The 17,932-nt window shown below is 72.6% G+C and carries 11 protein-coding genes and 1 pseudogene; 5 read left to right on the forward strand and 7 right to left on the reverse strand.

Annotation, left to right across the window (positions count from 1 at the left end; all coding sequences use genetic code 11):
- Window positions 1–12: 12 nt before the first annotated feature.
- The gene (locus OHB56_RS26820; RefSeq protein ID WP_406356067.1) at window positions 13–3,237 is read right to left on the reverse strand and encodes a tetratricopeptide repeat protein; all 3,225 of its coding nucleotides are present in this window, start codon (window positions 3,235–3,237) and stop codon (window positions 13–15) included.
- A gap of 264 nt (window positions 3,238–3,501) precedes the next feature.
- On the opposite strand from OHB56_RS26820, the gene OHB56_RS26825 reads away from it, so the two are divergent.
- The gene (locus tag OHB56_RS26825) at window positions 3,502–5,544 is read left to right on the forward strand and encodes a thioredoxin domain-containing protein (RefSeq protein ID WP_406356069.1); all 2,043 of its coding nucleotides are present in this window, start codon (window positions 3,502–3,504) and stop codon (window positions 5,542–5,544) included.
- A 232-nt stretch (window positions 5,545–5,776) separates the two neighbouring features.
- Window positions 5,777–6,049: pseudogene (locus OHB56_RS26830) on the forward strand (RNA-guided endonuclease TnpB family protein); the annotation flags it as partial.
- 13 nt (window positions 6,050–6,062) lie between these two features.
- Here the strand turns inward: OHB56_RS26830 and OHB56_RS26835 are convergent.
- Window positions 6,063–6,794 carry a Mut7-C RNAse domain-containing protein gene (locus OHB56_RS26835; protein ID WP_406356071.1) on the reverse strand — a complete coding sequence of 244 codons (732 nt, stop codon included), beginning with the start codon at window positions 6,792–6,794 and terminating at the stop codon, window positions 6,063–6,065.
- Window positions 6,795–6,874: 80 nt separating this feature from the next.
- Window positions 6,875–7,606 carry a PAQR family membrane homeostasis protein TrhA gene (gene trhA / locus OHB56_RS26840; protein ID WP_326754470.1) on the reverse strand — a complete coding sequence of 244 codons (732 nt, stop codon included), beginning with the start codon at window positions 7,604–7,606 and terminating at the stop codon, window positions 6,875–6,877.
- Window positions 7,607–8,103: 497 nt separating this feature from the next.
- Between trhA and OHB56_RS26845 the strand changes: the two genes are divergently transcribed.
- Both OHB56_RS26845 and OHB56_RS26850 read left to right on the forward strand, forming a co-directional pair.
- Window positions 8,104–9,924 (forward strand): phosphoenolpyruvate carboxykinase (GTP), encoded by a 1,821-nt coding sequence (locus OHB56_RS26845; RefSeq protein WP_326754471.1) that lies wholly within the window; start codon window positions 8,104–8,106, stop codon window positions 9,922–9,924.
- Between the two features lie 642 nt (window positions 9,925–10,566).
- Window positions 10,567–11,358 (forward strand): DUF3152 domain-containing protein, encoded by a 792-nt coding sequence (locus OHB56_RS26850; RefSeq protein ID WP_406356074.1) that lies wholly within the window; start codon window positions 10,567–10,569, stop codon window positions 11,356–11,358.
- A gap of 347 nt (window positions 11,359–11,705) precedes the next feature.
- On the opposite strand, the gene OHB56_RS26855 is transcribed toward OHB56_RS26850, so the two are convergent.
- Both OHB56_RS26855 and OHB56_RS26860 read right to left on the reverse strand, forming a co-directional pair.
- Window positions 11,706–12,128 (reverse strand): hypothetical protein, encoded by a 423-nt coding sequence (locus OHB56_RS26855; RefSeq protein WP_406356075.1) that lies wholly within the window; start codon window positions 12,126–12,128, stop codon window positions 11,706–11,708.
- 95 nt (window positions 12,129–12,223) lie between these two features.
- Window positions 12,224–13,435, reverse strand: coding sequence for a pyridoxal phosphate-dependent aminotransferase (locus OHB56_RS26860; RefSeq protein WP_326754474.1), 1,212 nt, complete (start codon window positions 13,433–13,435; stop codon window positions 12,224–12,226).
- 370 nt (window positions 13,436–13,805) lie between these two features.
- On the opposite strand from OHB56_RS26860, the gene OHB56_RS26865 reads away from it, so the two are divergent.
- Window positions 13,806–14,774, forward strand: coding sequence for a trypsin-like serine peptidase (locus OHB56_RS26865; RefSeq protein ID WP_406356078.1), 969 nt, complete (start codon window positions 13,806–13,808; stop codon window positions 14,772–14,774).
- A gap of 31 nt (window positions 14,775–14,805) precedes the next feature.
- On the opposite strand, the gene OHB56_RS26870 is transcribed toward OHB56_RS26865, so the two are convergent.
- Together OHB56_RS26870 and OHB56_RS26875 are read right to left on the reverse strand one after the other, a co-directional pair.
- Window positions 14,806–16,416, reverse strand: a complete 1,611-nt coding sequence (locus tag OHB56_RS26870; RefSeq protein ID WP_406356080.1) for an amidohydrolase family protein — start codon at window positions 16,414–16,416, stop codon at window positions 14,806–14,808.
- Window positions 16,417–16,426: 10 nt separating this feature from the next.
- A complete protein-coding gene (locus OHB56_RS26875) occupies window positions 16,427–17,704 on the reverse strand; it encodes an amino acid deaminase (protein ID WP_406356082.1) in 1,278 nt (425 codons plus the stop codon).
- Window positions 17,705–17,932 lie beyond the last annotated feature (228 nt).

The following is a 17,932-nucleotide window of genomic DNA, read 5'->3' on the forward strand; positions in this document are numbered from 1 at the left end:
GAGCGCACCGCGTCATCCCACCGGGCCGCCCTGCGTCTGCGACTGCGACCCCATGGGCACCCCCATCACCTCGCGTGCGTGGCGGCTGGGGACCATGCCCAGGCGCCAGGCCTGCCAGCCCGCCTCCAGGCTCACCCCCCGTTCCAGCAGCAGCCGGTAGGCGTCCACGTAGTCGCCCAGCTTCTCGTCGCGGGCGGCGTGCGTGGTCCGGCCGAGCTGGGCCAGCTCCTCCTGGGCCACCGCCGTACCGACCTCCGTACCGCCCGGGGCCGCGTACGGGAGCAGGGTGCAGCGCAGGAACCGGGCCCAGTCCTCGCCGCGCCGGTCCCCGTAGGACGCGAACAGTGCCGCCGCCTCGTCGCACAGGGCCAGCGCCTGCTGGGCGCGGGCGTTGCCCGCGTCGACGACCGCCAGCTCCAGGCAGGTCCAGGCCTCGCCGTGGGCCACCCCGATGCGCTGGAAGTCCGCGCGGGCGTCGACCAGCAGCTGACGGGCGAAGCCGGAGTTGCGCAGGGAACCGGTCTGCGCGGCCCGCTGGTCGCGGGTGACGCGGGCCGAGTGGTGCCGGGCGCAGGCCAGCCCGTACACGTCCCGCATCCGGGAGAACATGGTGCGGGACCGCTCCAGTTCGCGCACCGCCCGGTCCAGGTCACCGGTCTCCTCCAGTGCCTGGCCCAGGTAGTACAGCGTCCACGCCTCCCCGCGCGCGTCCTCGTTGTCCCGGTGCCGGGCGGCGGCCCGCCGCAGGTCCTCCAGGGCCGGCGAGGCGTCCCCCTCGATCAGCCGGGCACGGGCCAGCTGGGTCAGCGCCCACGCCTCGCCGCGGGCGTCGCGGGTCCGGCCGTACAGCTCGAGCGCGGTGCGCAGCTCCGTCTGCGCGCGAGGGACGTCGCCCATCCGCAGGTTCAGCTGCCCGAGCTGGAAGTGCGCCCAGGCCTGGCCGTGCACGGACTCGCCCGCGCGGTGCAGCACCAGCGACTCGGTGAGCAGGTCCAGGGCCTCGGACAGCCGGGCCCGGTCGCGTTCCACCGCGGCCAGCGCGTGCATCGTCCACGCCCGGTCGGTGGCCAGCTGGGGCGCGGACTGCAGGTCCATCGCCTCCCGCAGCCGCGCCGACGCCTCCGTCAGATTGCCCTGGTGGTGCAGCGTGATGCCCAGCGAGGTCAGGGCCCGCGCGGCCCCCGCGTCGTGATGCGCCTCCCGGTACAGGTCGACCACCGAGGTCAGGGTCGTCCGGGCCTTGTCCAGCTCGCCCAGCTGGCGGGCCGCGATACCGGTGCGCCACTGCACCGAACGCACCAGCAGCCCCTCGTCCACGGCCTGCGCCAGCTCGCTGATCTCCCCGAGCCGGTACAGGTCGCCGCGCAGCAGGCAGTAGTCGCACAGGGCGCCGAGGAGGTTCAGCACCGCCCTCCGGTCGACGCCCTCCGCGTGCCGCAGTGCCGCCGTGATGAAACTCGACTCGTCGTCCAGCCAGCGCAGCGCCTCGTCCAGCGACGTGAAGCCGTACGGGCCGAAGCGGTCCGAGCGGGTCGACATGTTCCCGTCGACCAGCCGCAGCACCGAGTCGGCCAGCTCGGCGTAGTTCACGATCAGCCGTTCCTGCGCCGCAGCCCGCTCGGCCGGGTCCTCCTCGTCGAGGAGACGGGCCAGCGCGAAGGCGCGGACGAGATCGTGCAGCCGGTAGCGGCCCTGCCGCACCGGGGTGAGCAGACCGGTCCGGGACAGCGCCTCCAGATGCCGCCGCGCCTCGGCCTCGTCGGTGCCGAGCACCGCGGCCGCCGCGGCCGCGCCCAGCGAGACCCGGCCCGCCAGCGCCAGCCGCCGCAGCAGCCGCCGCAGTGTCTCCGGCTGGTCGGTGTAGCGCAGCCACAGGGCGCGCTCGACCGGGTCGACCGGGCCGTAGGCGCTCAGGTCCGAGGCCAGCGCACGCGGCGAGCGCGCACCCAGCGAGGAACCGGCGATCCGCAGCGCCAGCGGCAGCCCGCCGCACAGTTCCCGGATCCGGTCGGCGGACTCGGCGTCGTAGGGCTCGGACGAGTCCTGCGCGGCGCCGGCCAGGAGCTCCTCCGAGCCCGCCGGGTCGAGCGCCTCCACCGGCAACTGGTGGACCCGGGCCGGCAGGTCGTCCGGCAGGCCGAGCGGCGCCCGGGAGGTCACCAGGACCAGGCTGTCGGAACGCTCCGGCAGCAGGGTGCGGACCTGCCGCGGGTCCGCGGCGTCGTCGAGGACGACCGTCACCGGCATGCCCGTCACGTGCTGGTGGTACAGCTCGCTCAGCCGTCTGACCTGCTGGTCGGGCGAGGACCGCTCACGGAACAGCAACTGCTCGCGGGGCGCCCCCAGCCGGTTCAGCAGATGCAGCAGCGCGTCCCGGGTGGACAGCGGCGCCTCGCCGGGGCTGTCGGCGCGCAGATCGACCACGCAGGCGCCGCGGAAGTAGTCCTTCAGGTCGTGCGTGGCGCGCACCGCGAGCGTGGTCCGGCCGCTGCCGGGCGCCCCGTGCAGCACCACCACCGTCGGCAGCGTCCGAGTGGTCGCACGCGCGGCCTGCACCCACTGCCGGATCTGTGCCATCTCCCGCCGCCGCCCCGCGAACGTCCCCACTGGCTGGGGCAGTTGACCGAACGACTGCTCGAGGACATTGCGCCCGCGGGCCGCCGCGCTCTTGTCGGCGCCGCGCAGCCGCGGTCCCGTCTGCTGGGGCCCGGTGGACGCGGCGAGCATCCGCTGCTGGTCCAGGAACGGCCGGATGCCGCGCACCTCCAGCGCCGTCAGCCACTGCAGCCGCAGCTGCTCCGGTCCGCCCGGCTGGCTCACCGCGCCGGCCCGGTGGTGGGCGGCGGGCACATGCGCGCCCACGACCTTCACCACGGTCGCAGCCGCCCCGGCCGCCCCGACGGCCACGCCCGCGCCGAGCGCCGCCCCGGTCCCGGTGCCGAGGAAGAGGTCGGTGACCACGGCGGTCGCCCCGGCCACCCCGGCCACCAGTAACGGCGTCCCGGCGCCCTCACGGGCGTACCGCTGGCGGAAGGTGAGCTGCCCGGCCGCCGCGTCGTCCAGGGCACGGGTGTACGCCGCGTACTCCTCGGCCGCCGTCCGGGCCATCGCGTCCAGGGCGCCGCGGGCCCGGGACAGCAGCACTTTCCCGTCGGTGCGCCCGCCCGACCGGCGCACCTCTTCCTCCACAGCCCGCGCCAACAGCCGCTCGGCGTCCGCACGATGACTGTCCCGCATGTCGCGCCCCCTCCGGCGGCCCCGGCCGCACCCGGTGTGCCCGGGTGTCCTCGGGTCCCTCCCGTCCCCTCCCCGAGAGCCTCTCCGGTTATGCGTGGGCCGAGTGTCCTGTGCACGCCGTATCTCGGGGGAGGGGGCGAGGCGCCGTCCGAGGAGACGCCCGGGCGTCTCCTCGGACGGACATCCGAGCGGACATCCGGGTAACGGACAGCGGCCGGGCATGGGCGCAGTGGTGCCGTGCCGCTACTGGGGCAGGATGGACCCATGCCGAACCGACTGGCCCACGAGACGTCCCCCTACCTCCTTCAGCACGCCGACAACCCCGTCGACTGGTGGCCCTGGTCGGACGAGGCCTTCGCCGAGGCGCGCGAGCGGAACGTGCCCGTCCTGTTGAGCGTCGGGTACGCGAGCTGCCACTGGTGCCATGTGATGGCGCACGAGTCGTTCGAGGACCAGGCCACCGCCGACTATCTGAACGCGCACTTCGTGGGCGTCAAGGTGGACCGGGAGGAGCGCCCCGACGTGGACGCCGTCTACATGGAGGCCGTGCAGGCGGCGACCGGGCAAGGCGGCTGGCCGATGACCGTGTTCCTCACCCCGGACGCCGAGCCGTTCTACTTCGGCACCTACTTCCCGCCCGAGCCCCGTCAGGGGATGCCGTCCTTCCGGCAGCTGCTCCAGGGCGTGCACCAGGCCTGGGACGAGCGCCGGGACGAGGTCGCCGAGGTCGCCGGGAAGATCGTGCGGGACCTGGCCGGACGGGAGATCTCCTACGGCGACGCGCAACCGCCCGGCGACGAGCAGCAGTCGCAGGCACTGCTCGGCCTGACCAGGGAGTACGACCCGCAGCGCGGCGGATTCGGCGGGGCGCCGAAGTTCCCGCCGTCCATGGTGATCGAGTTCCTGCTCAGGCACCACGCCCGCACCGGTGCCGAGGGCGCCCTGCAGATGGCGCGGGACACCGCCGAGCGGATGGCACGCGGCGGGATCTACGACCAGCTCGGCGGCGGCTTCGCCCGTTACTCCGTCGACCGCGACTGGGTGGTTCCGCACTTCGAGAAGATGCTCTACGACAACGCCCTGCTGTGCCGCGTCTACGCCCACCTGTGGCGGTCCACCGGTTCGGAGCTCGCGCGCCGGGTCGCGCTGGAGACCGCCGACTTCATGGTCCGCGAACTGCGCACGCCGGAGGGCGGGTTCGCGTCCGCGCTCGATGCCGACAGCGACGACGGAAGCGGCAAGCACGTCGAGGGGGCGTACTACGTCTGGACGCCCGCGCAGCTGCGGGAGGCGCTCGGCGAGCAGGACGCCGAACTCGCCGTGCGGTACTTCGGGGTGACCGAGGAGGGCACCTTCGAGGAAGGCGCTTCCGTACTCCAGCTGCCCCAGCAGGACGAGGTGTTCGACGCCGACCGGATCGCCGGCCCCGGCGGGATCAAGGAGCGGCTGCTCGCGGCACGCGGCGCCCGTCCCGCTCCCGGCCGGGACGACAAGGTCGTCGCCGCCTGGAACGGGCTGGCGATCGCCGCGCTCGCCGAGACCGGTGCCTACTTCGACCGGCCGGACCTGACCGAGGCCGCCGTCGCCGCCGCCGACCTGCTGGTGCGGGTGCACCTCGACGACCACGCCCGGATCGCCCGGACCAGCAAGGACGGCCGGGTCGGCGGCAACGCGGGGGTCCTGGAGGACTACGCCGACGTCGCCGAGGGCTTCCTCGCGCTGGCCTCGGTGACGGGGGAGGGGGTGTGGCTGGAATTCGCCGGGCTGCTGCTCGACCATGTGCTGGCCCGCTTCGCCGACCCCGAGTCGGGTGCCCTGTACGACACGGCGTCCGACGCCGAGCGGCTCATCCGACGCCCGCAGGACCCGACGGACAACGCCGTCCCGTCCGGCTGGACGGCCGCCGCGGGCGCACTGCTCGGGTATGCGGCGCAGACCGGCTCCGCGCCCCATCGCACCGCCGCGGAAAGGGCGTTGGGCGTGGTGAGGGCGCTCGGCCCGCGGGTGCCGCGGTTCGTCGGCTGGGGGCTCGCGGTCGCCGAGGCGGCGCTGGACGGTCCGCGGGAGGTCGCGGTGGTCGGTCCGGCACTCGACGACCCGGCCACCACGGCCCTGCACCGTACGGCACTCCTGGGCACCGCCCCGGGCGCGGTGGTTGCCGCCGGGACGCCGGAGAGCGACGAGTTCCCGCTGCTGGCCGACCGGCCCCTGGTGGGCGGTGAACCGGCCGCGTACGTCTGCCGCAACTTCACCTGCGACGTGCCGACGACCGATCCCGACCGGTTGAGCGCGGCCCTGGGCGGCTGAGGCGGCGGCCGACGCGGTGAGGCGGACGGGCGGCGAACCGCCGACCTGGTCACGCGGATGCTCCGCCTCTCCGGGATGACAGTCGGGGCGGGACGCTGCTGGTGTTCGATGTACTGCTTGACGACAGTCAGGGGTGCTCCGTCGCGGCTTCCGGCGAAAGGGGAGCCGGACCAGAAGTGTCCGCCCCACAGGTGCAGGCGGACGTGTGCGTTGCACTCCCCCCCCGGCCTTCGGCCGGGGGGGCGCCCCCAAGCGGAGCCCGCGGGAGTTGACGCCCTTGGTGGACATCCCGCAGGGCCGGGACCCGCACATCACCCGCGTGCACCGCCGCTGGGGCATGGCCCACCTTCCCGAGGCGGGCCGGGTCCGCTTCCGCTGGACCAAAGACCTCCCCGTCGGCAAACACGCCAACGCGGAGAACCGGATCACCGGAGCACGACTGATCAAGGACGTGCTCGGCCGGCACATCGCCTTCCGTGTCCAGACCCTGGAGGCCGGGCCCGAACGGGCCGGGCCGCTCACTTCCCCTGGGCGACCCGGCTCAGCGCGCTTTCCACGATCGCCTCCAGCTGGTCGTGGTGCGCGCCCCGCCAGTAGGCGCGGCCGCATGCGGAGCACTGGGCGAACACGTCGTACGAGCGGTGCGTGCCGCTCTTCAGCTGGTCGGCGACCTCGTCCTTGGTGGCGGCGCGGAGCAGTCCGTTGCAGGCGGTGCAGCGGGTCCAGGGGCGCAGCTCGGGCCGGAACCGGTCCAGGACGTACGGGAGCTGCTCGTCGGGCCCGGTGCTGTAGACGAACGCGCCGGCCCACAGTTCCCGGCGGCGCAGCAGCCCGCGGTCGCGGCTGAGCATCACCCGCTTCTCGGCCGCGGACCGGGCGGCCAGGGCGGGATCGCCGATGTCCCTCGACTCGTACGCCGTGTCCACGCCCAGCAGCCGCAGCCGGCGGGCCAGTGTGCCGAGGTGGACGTCGAGGAGGAAGCGGAGCGGGGCGCCGGGTACGCGCTGGGGGCGGGCGACGGGGCGGACGGTGACCGATTCGCCCGCGGCCGGGAGGTGCGAGACGGGCACCTCGTGGCCGTCCACGAGCAGTGCGCCGACCTCGGTCAGCGGGACGCCGAGGGACTCGACGACGTGACCGAGGCTGGAGACGCCGTCGGCCGGGGCCGTCGTGGCGCCGGTGGTGCGTGCCCGGGGGACGAAGACGAGCAGTTCGGAGGCGAACTCGACGTGGATCTCGGGACCGTTCACCGGGCCAGGATGTCATGCGCGCGGCCCGCGGCTCCGGGATTTCCGGGCGCCCCGGCCCGGTGGCCGGGGCGCTCCTCGACTCATCCGTGCTGGGAGGCCACCAGGAAGATGCCCACGTAGTGGGCGATGAAGGCGGCCAGGGTGAAGGAGTGGAAGACCTCGTGGAAGCCGAACCAGCGCGGTGACGGGTTGGGCTTCTGGAGGCCGTAGATCACCCCGCCCGCGCTGTAGAGCAGACCGCCCACGATCACCAGGACCAGGACGGCGATGCCGCCGGTGCGCATGAAGTCGGGGAGGTAGAAGACGGCGGCCCAGCCCATCGCGATGTAGCAGGGGGTGTAGAGCCAGCGGGGGGCGCCCACCCAGAACACGCGGAAGGCGATCCCGGCGAGGGCGGCCGCCCAGATGCCCCACAGCAGCCACTGGCCCTTGGCCTCCGGCAGGAGCAGCAGGGTGAGCGGCGTGTAGGTGCCGGCGATGATCAGGAAGATGTTGGCGTGATCGAGGCGGCGGAGCACTCCGTCCATGCGCGGGCTCCAGTCGCCCCGGTGGTACAGGGCGCTCACGCCGAACAGCAGGCAGGCCGTCAGCGCGAAGACCGCGCAGGCGACGCGCCCCCGGGTCGAGTCGGCGAGGGCGACGAGCGCCAGTCCGGCGACCAGCGCGGCGGGGAACATGCCCAGGTGCAGCCAGCCGCGGAGCTTGGGTTTGACCGGATGGGGGAGGGAGAGCGGGACCGGGCCGCGGCCTTCGGCCGGTCGGCCCGCGGGTGCGTCGGGCGCGTCGGGTGCGTCGGGGGCGAGCGCTGTCATAGCCGCCATCGTACCTACGGAACCGTAAGTTACAGGTCGGTGCGCCGGGATCGATTTCGCCGGAGTGGCCATCCTCTCACGGGACGTACTCGCCAGTAAGCCCTCATGGCGCATCCCGGGCCGACGGGAAGGCCGCGCGGGAAGGCCGCGCGGGGAGGCCGCGCGGGAAGGCCGCGCGGGGAGGCCGCGCGGGGAGGCCGCGCGCGGAAGCCTCCCGGGGGAGCCGCGAGGGAGTCGCGGGCGAGGCGGTAAAGAGATGGCCGGGTGAACGCAACGTGTCCGTAAAGAAACCCAGCGTGCATGCCCGGCCTTCCGGGAAACCGTGGCCAGCATCACTCTGCTCACATGTGAGACCCCCTGGACAGATGGGCACTCGCATCAGAGGATCAAATGAGTGCGGTCGGCACCGGATGAGCGCCCAAGACTCCACCGTGAAGCATCCGGGCCGCAGCCCCCACGGGGCCCTCCAGACAAAGAACCCTCACTTAGGAGCAATCGTGGCGCGCGACATCGCGGCTCCCGGCGTCCCCACCACCCACCAGGGACTCATCTCCTGGGTCAACGAGATCGCCGAGCTGACCCAGCCGGACCACGTGGTCTGGTGCGACGGTTCCGAGGCCGAGTACCAGCGGCTGAGCGAGGAACTGGTCGACAAGGGCACGTTCCGCAAACTCGACCCGATCAAGCGCCCCAACTCCTACTACGCGGCCTCCGACCCCAGTGACGTCGCCCGTGTGGAGGACCGCACCTTCATCTGCTCCGAGAAGGAGGAGGACGCCGGGCCCACCAACCACTGGAAGGCCCCCGGCGAGATGCGGGAGATCTTCACCGGTGAGAAGGGCGTCTTCCGCGGCTCCATGAAGGGCCGCACGATGTACGTCGTGCCCTTCTGCATGGGCCCCCTCGGCTCGCCGCTGTCCGCGATCGGTGTCGAGATCACCGACTCCGCGTACGTCGCCGTCTCCATGCGCACCATGACCCGCATGGGCCAGGACGTCCTGGACGAACTCGGCGACGACGGCTTCTTCGTCAAGGCCGTGCACTCCGTCGGCGCCCCCCTGGAGCCCGGCCAGAAGGACGTGCCCTGGCCCTGCAACCAGACCAAGTACATCTCGCACTTCCCCGAGGACCGCGAGATCTGGTCCTACGGCTCCGGTTACGGCGGCAACGCCCTGCTCGGCAAGAAGTGCTACGCCCTGCGCATCGCCTCCGTCATGGCCCGCGACGAGGGCTGGCTCGCCGAGCACATGCTGATCCTCAAGCTGACCCCGCCGCAGGGGGAGTCGAAGTACGTCGCCGCCGCCTTCCCGAGCGCCTGCGGCAAGACCAACCTCGCCATGCTGGAGCCCACGATCTCCGGCTGGACCGTCGAGACGATCGGCGACGACATCGCCTGGATGCGGTTCGGCGAGGACGGCCGCCTCTACGCGATCAACCCCGAGGCCGGCTTCTTCGGCGTCGCGCCCGGCACCGGTGAGCACACCAACGCCAACGCGATGAAGACGCTGTGGGGCAACTCCGTCTTCACCAACGTCGCCCTCACCGACGACGGAGACGTGTGGTGGGAGGGCATGACCGAGGAGACCCCGGCCCACCTGACCGACTGGAAGGGCAACGACTGGACGCCCGAGTCGGGCACCCCGGCCGCCCACCCCAACGCCCGCTTCACCACCCCCGCCGCCCAATGCCCGATCATCGCGCCCGAGTGGGAGGACCCCAAGGGCGTGCCGATCTCGGCGATCCTCTTCGGCGGGCGCCGCGCCACCGCCGTCCCCCTGGTGACGGAGTCCTTCGACTGGAACCACGGCGTCTTCCTCGGGGCCAACGTGGCCTCCGAGAAGACCGCCGCCGCCGAGGGCAAGGTCGGGGAGCTGCGCCGCGACCCGTTCGCCATGCTGCCGTTCTGCGGCTACAACATGGGCGACTACATGGGCCACTGGGTCGACGTGGCGAAGGACAAGGACCAGTCCAAGCTGCCGAAGATCTACTACGTCAACTGGTTCCGCAAGAACGACGAGGGCAAGTTCGTGTGGCCCGGCTTCGGCGAGAACAGCCGCGTCCTGAAGTGGATCGTGGAGCGCCTGGCGGGCAAGGCGGACGGCGTCGAGACCCCGATCGGCGTCCTGCCGACCAAGGAGGCCCTCGACACGGACGGTCTCGACCTGGCTGACGCGGACCTGGAGTTCCTGCTCAGCGTCGACAAGGAGGTGTGGCGCGAGGAGGCCGCCCTGGTCCCCGACCACCTCAACACCTTCGGCGACCACACGCCCACCGAGCTGTGGGACGAGTACCGCGCCCTGGTGCAGCGCCTGGGCTGATCACGCCCGCTTCCCCGAGCAGGGGAACCAAGACGCCGCGGCCGGCTCCGATCGCGCCCTGACCAGCACCATCGTCACGGCCGGCCGCGGTGAACGCACCACAGACCGGCAGCACCACAGGCCGGCAGCACCACAGACCGGCGAGGCCCCGCACAACGGCGTGGGGGGCCCTGGGCCTGTCGTCACCCTCCCGTCCGCCCCGACGGGAACGGGCGGCGACGGGCCTTCGCCCTTTCCCGGACCGTTCCCCGGCCCACCGCCGCTCCGACCGGTCCTCCAGGTACGGCGGGAGCGTCCGCCGCCGCTGCCGTCACCTCGGCCCTGCCGCGTGGCCGGCCGTGGGTTTCCCTCTGCCGCGACCACGGGCGGCGGCGGCACGGATCTTGTCGCATGACACCATGTCAAAGGCCGTGTCCGGTTCACCGGTTCGGCCGTCGCATGCTTGTGCTTCTGAATCTGTCCTGGTCAGGGCGGCCTGCCCGGCGCACGTCGTCGCGCAGTTCCGCACCGTCAAGAGGAAGGTCTGCCGTGAGTCGGCCAGCACCCCGTCGGCGCCGGCGGACCTCGTCCGTTGCTCCGTACCGAAGACGCCTTTCCCGTCCCCGGAGAGGCACTGGTGGACGGCGTGCGGGACGGGGGCTGGTGACAGGTCTGTTCCTCTGTGCCGTGCTGGGTGGGGGCGTCGCCTTCACGCAGTGGCAGGCGAGTCGCTCCGGGGCGGCGGCCGAGCCGGGCGGAGTCGGCGGTGCGTCGCCGGGCAGCGGTGCCGGTCCGTCCGCCACGGGCAGTCCGCCCCCGGAGGCCGGGGCGTCTCCGTCCCCGTCCCCGTCCCCGTCGGCCTCGGACGACGGTCGGACCATCGCCGTTCCCGCCGCCGGCCCCGGTACGTTCACGACGGCCCGCACCGACGGGGCGACCGTCGGCAGCGGCAGCCGGGTGGTGCGCTACATGGTGATGGTCGAGGACGGCATCGACATCCCGGCAGCCGAGGCCGCGGCCGAGGTCTCCGCCGTCCTGGCGGACGAGCGGGGCTGGACCCGTGACGGTACGCATGCGTTCCAGCTGGTGAGTTCGGGGACGTACGACCTCGCGGTGAAGATCGCGACGCCGGGTACGGTGGACCGGATATGCGGCGAGGCCGGCCTGCTGACCAGGGGCGAGGTGAACTGCCGGACCGGGGAAAACGTTGTCGTGAACCTCAAGCGCTGGGTGCGGGGTTCGCCGGAGTTCGACGGGCCGATCGGCGACTACCGGGCGCTGATCATCAACCACGAGGTCGGCCACGGCATCGGCCGGGGCCACGAGACCTGCCCCGGGCCGGGCAAGCCCGCCCCGGCGATGATGCAGCAGATCAAGGGCCTGCAGGGCTGCGTTGCCAACGCCTGGCCCTACGACCGTTCCGGCACCTATCTCGGCGGCCCCTCGGTCCCGTGACCGGAGACCGTTCGCCCTCGCTCCGCGCCCTCGTGGCAAGGACGGTGGCAGGGCGGGCGCGGCCCCGGCCGGGCGGAGCCGGACGACTGCGTCACACGGTGGGGGCCGACGCGAGGGAGGCGGCGAACGGTGTCCGGGCCGAAGGGGAGGACCGGCGCACCGACAGAGCCGCTAGCCCTCCGCGCGGTGGCTGTGCGGGTGATCTCCGAGGGGAAACGGCGACGGGACACCGCGGGCAGTGCGCCCGGAATGCCCCGTCGGCCGTGTGCGCGGTGCGAGGCGCCCGGTCCGCGCGTCGCTGTGGGTGCACGCGGACCGGGGCCGTTGGCGGGAGCCCGGGAGAGGGCTCAGCGGGACGTGAGTTCGCGTGACTCGAGAGCCGCGGTGTGCGCGTCCATCCGCTCGGCGGCCAGGATCGCGGCCACCGTGTCGGCGCGGGACGCGGCGACGACCAGGGCGCGGCCCGCGAGGGCGTGCGCCTGACGGTGCAGGGCGGTGACGCAGGGCGCGCTCCCGCTCGTGGTCGCCGACGCACGGGCCGGCCTGCGTCCTCCCCGCAGGCGGGTCACCTGCTCGGCGAGCCGCTCGGCCGCCGTGTCCAGATCGGCCGAGGGGGCCACGACGCGCAGCTCGTCGGTGACGGCGAGCAGGGCGGCGAGATGGCCCGCGAGCTGGATGTCCAGTTCCGCCTCGCGGGAGCGGCCGGGGAAGTCGTCAGGAGTGCCGGCCATCGTGCGGTGGACCGACTTGGCGCGGATCGGTTCGTACATGGATGGCCTCCAGAGTGCTGTCAGGAAACCATCCTAGCTTAGAACTCGTCTAAAGTTGAGTGATTGACAGAACCGGACGGAGTGAATACGCAGGGTCAGGGCTGGTGGTAGCCGTCCAGGAAGCGGGCGATCCGGCCCACCGCGTCCCGCAGGTCGTCGGCCGACGGCAGGGTCACCACCCGGAAGTGGTCGGGTTCGGGCCAGTTGAATCCGGTGCCGTGCACGACCATGATCTTCTCGCTGCGCAGTAGATCGAGGACCATCTGCCGGTCGTCCTTGATCTTGAAGACGTCGGGGTCGAGGCGCGGGAAGAGGTACAGCGCCCCCTTCGGCTTCACGCAGGTCACGCCCGGGATCTGGGTCAGCAGTTCGTACGCCGTGTCCCGCTGCTCGCGCAGCCGCCCGCCCGGCAGCACCAGGTCGTTGATCGTCTGGCGTCCGCTGAGCGCGGCGACCACGCCGTGCTGGCCCGGCATGTTCGCGCACAGGCGCATGTTCGCCAGGATCGTCAGGCCCTCGATGTAGGAGTCGGCGTGCGCGCGGGGCCCGGAGATCGCCATCCAGCCCACCCGGTATCCGGCCACCCGGTACGCCTTCGACATGCCGTTGAAGGTGAGGGTGAGCAGGTCGGGGGCGATCGAGGCGGTGGGGGTGTGCGTGGCGTCGTCGTAGAGGATCTTGTCGTAGATCTCGTCCGAGCAGACCAGCAGGTTGTGCCGGCGGGCGATGTCGGTCAGGCCCCGGAGCATCGCCTCGTCGTAGACCGCGCCGGTCGGGTTGTTCGGGTTGATGATGACGATCGCCTTGGTGCGGTCGGTGACCTTGCGCTCCATGTCGGCGAGGTCCGGCATCCAGTCGGACTGCTCGTCGCAGCGGTAGTGCACCGCCGTGCCGCCGGCCAGCGAGACGGCCGCCGTCCACAGGGGATAGTCCGGCGACGGGACCAGTACCTCGTCCCCGTCGTCCAGCAGGGCCTGCATCGCCATCACGATCAGCTCGGAGACGCCGTTGCCGATGAAGACGTGCTCGACGTCGGTCTCGATGCCGAGGGTCTGGTTGTGCATCACGACCGCCCGACGCGCGGCCAGCAGCCCCTTCGCGTCGCCGTAGCCGTGCGCCGACGACACGTTGCGGAGGACGTCCTCCAGGATCTCGGGCGGGCACTCGAACCCGAACGCGGCCGGATTGCCGGTGTTGAGCTTGAGGATGCGGTGCCCTGCTGCCTCCAGCCGCATCGCCTCCTCGAGCACGGGGCCCCGGATCTCGTAACAGACGTTGGCGAGCTTGGTTGACTGGATCACCTGCATGAGGGGAGCTTACGGCCCGGTAATGCCGTTTGCGGCGTGTTATCCGCCACGTGAGGTGCTCCGGTTCGGGTGATATGTCCGGCGGCTTGCCCCGGAAGCGGCCCCGGGGCCGACATGGAGGCCGCCGTGGAAGCCTTCGTGGAGGCCGCTTCCATCGCCTCCGCACCGGGCCTCCCCGTCGCGGGCACCTCTCCCGCCGTCCGTGCGGGGAGGGTGGTCCGGGCGGCGGAATCTTCCGGCCGGAAGGCCGGAAACGGCGTCTTGTCCCCCGATTGCGACGCACTGACAATGTCCATGTCAATAAATCCTGTGGGTGGTCGGAGGAATCCCGCCGCTCTTCGCGGGATTCGTCGCAGGAGGGGACCCCCACATGAGAAAACCTCTCGTCGTCGCGCTCTGCGCCCTGGCCCTGGCCGGGGCGGGCGTGACCCCCGCGGTCGCCGCCGCGCCCACCCCCACGGGCGCGGACACGGCTACGGGTACCGGCGCGGGCGCGGGCGCGGGCGCGGGTTCGGGTTCGGGTTCGACCACGGTGCTCGACGCCGTCGACGGCGTCGCCGGCACCGCGGCGGACGCTCTGTCCGGTCTCACCGGGCCGAAGGCCGCCGCGGTGAACTTCGCGGGCACCGTCTCGCTGAGCAACTGCTCGGGCTCCGTCGTCCGCCTGCCCCGGTCGGCGGGCAGCGACCCCGCGCTGGTGCTCACCAACGGCCACTGCCTGGAGAGCGGCTTCCCCGCGGCCGGCGAGGTCCTCGTCGACCGGGCGTCCAGCCGTACCTTCGGACTGCTCAACTCCGCCGGCACCCGGGTCGCCACCCTGCGTGCCGACCGGCTCGTCTACGCGACCATGACCGACACCGACGCGGCGGTCTACCGGCTCAGCAGCACCTACGCACAGATCAAGAGCACGTACGGCATCGACGCGCTCACCCTCGACAGCGCCCGCCCGGCCGCCGGCACCGCCATCAGCGTGGTGTCCGGCTACTGGAAGCGGATCTACGGCTGCTCCGTCGACGGATTCGCGCACCGGCTGAAGGAGGGGAACTGGACCTGGAAGGACTCGGTCCGTTACACCCCCGCCTGCGACACCATCGGCGGCACCTCCGGCTCGCCGGTCGTCGACGACGCCACCGGCAAGGTGGTCGCCGTCAACAACACCGGCAACGAGGACGGTCAGCGCTGCACGGTCAACAACCCGTGCGAGGTCGACGCGAACGGCGTCGTCACGGTCCGGCAGGGCATCAACTACGCCCAGCAGACCTACCCGTTCACCGCCTGCTTCGGCACGGGCAGCAGGCTCGACCTCGGTGCGAGCGGCTGCACCCTGCCCAAGCCGTAGGCGAAGGACACGAGGCAGGCCGGACGGGCGGTCAGCGGGGAGACCTGCGGACCGCCCGCCCCGCCAGGACGTCGGTGCGCCGCCCGTCCTCGATCACGAACCGCCCGTCGACCAGCACGTACGGGATGCCCGTCGGCAGTGTCCGGGGCTGCTCGAAGGTGGAACCGGCGGCCACCGTCTCCGGATCGAAGAGGACCAGGTCCGCCCGGTAGCCCTCACGGACCAGCCCGCGGTCCGCGAGCCGCAGCCGGGCGGCCGGCCGGGACGTCAGATGCGCGACGCACTCCTCCAGCGACAGCACGCCCAACTCCCGTACGTACCGGCCGAGGTACTGCGGGAAGGTGCCGTACGCGCGCGGGTGCGGCTTGGCGCCCTGGAGGATGCCGTCCGAGCCGCCGGTGTGCACCCGGTGCCGCATGATCTCCCGCACGTTCTCCTCGTGGCCGACGTGCTGGAGGATCGACGGGGTCAGTCTGTCCTTGAGCAGTAGCTCGCGGGCGAGGGCCCACGGGCTCTCGCCGCGCAGCGCGGCCGACTCCTGGACCGTGCGGCCCACGTACTCCGCCAGCGCGGGGTCGCCGACACCGGAGATCTCGATGGTGTCCCACTCCATGGGCACGCCGTGGCAGCCGTCCGAGCCGGTGACCTCCAGGTGGTGCCGGATCCGTTCGGCCGTCGCGTCGTCCGCGAGCCGCCCGAGGGTCGCCTCGGGACCGCCCTCGCTCGCCCAGCTCGGCAGCACGGCGGCCAGCGTGGTGCTGCCCGGCGTGTACGGGTAGGTGTCGAGGCTGATGTCGGCGCCGGCGGCGAGCGCGTCGTCCAGCAGGGCCAGCAACTCGGGCGCCCTGCCCTTGTTCACGCCGAAGTTCATCGTGGCGTGCGCCAGGTGCAGCGGGCAGCCCGCCTCCCGGGTGAGCGTCACCATCTCCTCGTACGCCTGGAGCGCGCCCGCCCCGTAGGAGCGGTGGTGCGGGCAGTAGTAGCCGCCGTACCGGGCCACCACCCGGCACAGTTCGGTGAGTTCGGCGTCCTTGGCGTACATGCCGGGCGTGTACGTCAGCCCCGACGACATGCCGACCGCGCCCTGTTCCATGCCCTCCGCGACCAGCTGCCGCATCCGGTCCAGCTCGGCGGGGGTGGCCTCCCGGTCCTCCCAGCCGACGACGAGCGCGCGCACCGTGCCCTGCGGGATCAGGTACGCGGCGTTGACCGCGATGCCCCGGTCGAGCCGGTCCAGGTACTCGCCCACCGACCGCCAGTCGAAGTCGATGTCGTCCCCGCCGCCGTTCCATCCGGCGATCGCGCGGCGGACCTCGCCGAGCGTGCGGTCGTCGACGGGTGCGTACGACAGGCCGTCCTGGCCCAGCACTTCGAGGGTGACGCCCTGCGCGGCCTTGGCGCTGTGGTCGGGGTCGCGCAGCAGCGCCAGATCGCTGTGGGCGTGCATGTCGATGAAGCCGGGGGAGAGGACGAGCCCCTCGGCGTCCAGTTCGCGGCGGGCCTTCGGGCGCTGACAGCCCGCTGCCGCCGCCTCCTTCACGATCGAGACGATGCGGCCGCCGTTGACGACCACGTCCGCGCGGTACGCGCTGTCGCCGGAGCCGTCCACGACGTCGGCGTCCCGGATGACGAGTTCTTCCATGACAGGCCTCCTAGAAGAACGTACGGATGTAGTCGACCACCGTGCCGTCCGCCTCCGCCACGGGGATGAGCACCCATTTGTCGAAGGAGGTGCACGGGTGGGAGAGCCCGAGGCCCAGCCAGTCGCCGGTCTCCAGGTCGGCCTCCGGGTCGGTGCGCAGCCAGGCGTGCTGGTCGGAGAGGGAGACGACCGAGATCCCGGTGGCCGGGCGCTCCGTGCCGTCCCGGCGGACCACCTGGGCGAACGGCAGGTCGAGGTCGTAGGCCGCGTCCCGCTTGCCCGCGTTGGCGAAGGCCTGCCCCTCGGACGGCCGGGACACGATCTGCGTCCACAGCCGGAACGCCGGCTCCAGCGCGCCTTCCTCCGGTACCCGGTTGAACGGGGTCAGCTCGCGGTAGTGCCCGTCGTCGTGCGAGACGTACGCGCCCGAGCGCAGCACCTTCAGCGCCGGCAGGGAGAGTGCGGGGATCTCCGCGAAGACGTCGGCGACCGCGTCGAACCAGGCGCTGCCGCCCGCGCTCACCACGATCTCGTCGAGGCCCGCGAACCGTCCCGCCCGGTCGAAGTCCACCGTCAGGGCCACCAGGCGCCGCAGCCACGCCCGCACCCGCTCCGGGTCGGCGTCCGGCACCTCGCCCTCGTACCCGGCGACCCCGACCAGCCGCAGACCGCGCGCGCCCGCCACCGCGTCGGCGACGGCGGCGCACTCCGCCTCCGTCCGCACCCCGGTCCGGGCGCCCTCGCCCCCGGCGAGTTCGACCACGACGTCCACCGGGCGGGCGGCCCCGGCGAGGGCCGCGTCCATCAGCTCGACACCGCGCACGGAGTCGACGTAGCAGACGAACCGGAAGCCGGGGTCGGCGTCCAGCTCGCCGGAGATCCAGCGCAGGGCCGCCGGGTCCACCAGCTCGTTGGCGAGGAACACCTGCCGCACGCCGAACGCCCGCGCCACCCGCACCTGATGCGGCACGGCGAGCGTGATGCCCCAGGCGCCGTGCTCGATCTGGCGCCGGAAGAGCTGCGGGGCCATGGACGTCTTGCCGTGCGGGGCGAAGGCGAGGCCGTGCCGGGCCGCGTACGTCTCCATCAGCTTCAGGTTGTGCTCCAGCCGCTCCGCGGACAGCGCGAGCACCGGGGTGGTGAAACCGCCGGTGAACAGGTTCCGGCGCTGGGCGGCCAGCTCGCCGACGGTCAGCCCGTCGGCGTCCGGCGGGAGGCCCTTGAAACGGTGGTCGACGCGTTCCTCCGCGAGGAGCGTATAGGCGTCGGAACCGGGGTCGAGGACCATCAGAGCCTCCTGATCTGGCGTGTTGCACTCTCTGCAACACCCATTGCGTATGTCGCTTACCGCTGTCTAACATCTCGGCCACACGGGGTCAATGGAAACGGGTTCCGGCGGCCGACGAGGACAATGCGGGCAGACACCGACGATCCGCCCCCCTCCGGCCCCGCGCCACCCGTCCCGCCCCCCACCCGCCACCACCGACACCGCCCGACCCCGCCGCATCGAGGAGCC

It is taken from the genome of Streptomyces sp. NBC_01635, from assembly GCF_045209715.1.
GTDB lineage: Bacteria > Actinomycetota > Actinomycetes > Streptomycetales > Streptomycetaceae > Streptomyces > Streptomyces hirsutus.

What these genes read in the sequence shown, in the direction of transcription:
- OHB56_RS26825 (WP_406356069.1), top strand. Translation starts at nt 3,502, where the DNA reads ATGCCGAACCGACTGGCCCACGAGACGTCCCCCTACCTCCTTCAGCAC.
- OHB56_RS26865 (WP_406356078.1), top strand. Translation starts at nt 13,806, where the DNA reads ATGAGAAAACCTCTCGTCGTCGCGCTCTGCGCCCTGGCCCTGGCCGGG.
- trhA (WP_326754470.1), bottom strand. Translation starts at nt 7,606, where the DNA reads ATGACAGCGCTCGCCCCCGACGCACCCGACGCGCCCGACGCACCCGCG.
- OHB56_RS26870 (WP_406356080.1), bottom strand. Translation starts at nt 16,416, where the DNA reads ATGGAAGAACTCGTCATCCGGGACGCCGACGTCGTGGACGGCTCCGGC.
- OHB56_RS26820 (WP_406356067.1), bottom strand. Translation starts at nt 3,237, where the DNA reads ATGCGGGACAGTCATCGTGCGGACGCCGAGCGGCTGTTGGCGCGGGCT.
- OHB56_RS26860 (WP_326754474.1), bottom strand. Translation starts at nt 13,435, where the DNA reads ATGCAGGTGATCCAGTCAACCAAGCTCGCCAACGTCTGTTACGAGATC.
- OHB56_RS26855 (WP_406356075.1), bottom strand. Translation starts at nt 12,128, where the DNA reads ATGTACGAACCGATCCGCGCCAAGTCGGTCCACCGCACGATGGCCGGC.
- OHB56_RS26875 (WP_406356082.1), bottom strand. Translation starts at nt 17,704, where the DNA reads ATGGTCCTCGACCCCGGTTCCGACGCCTATACGCTCCTCGCGGAGGAA.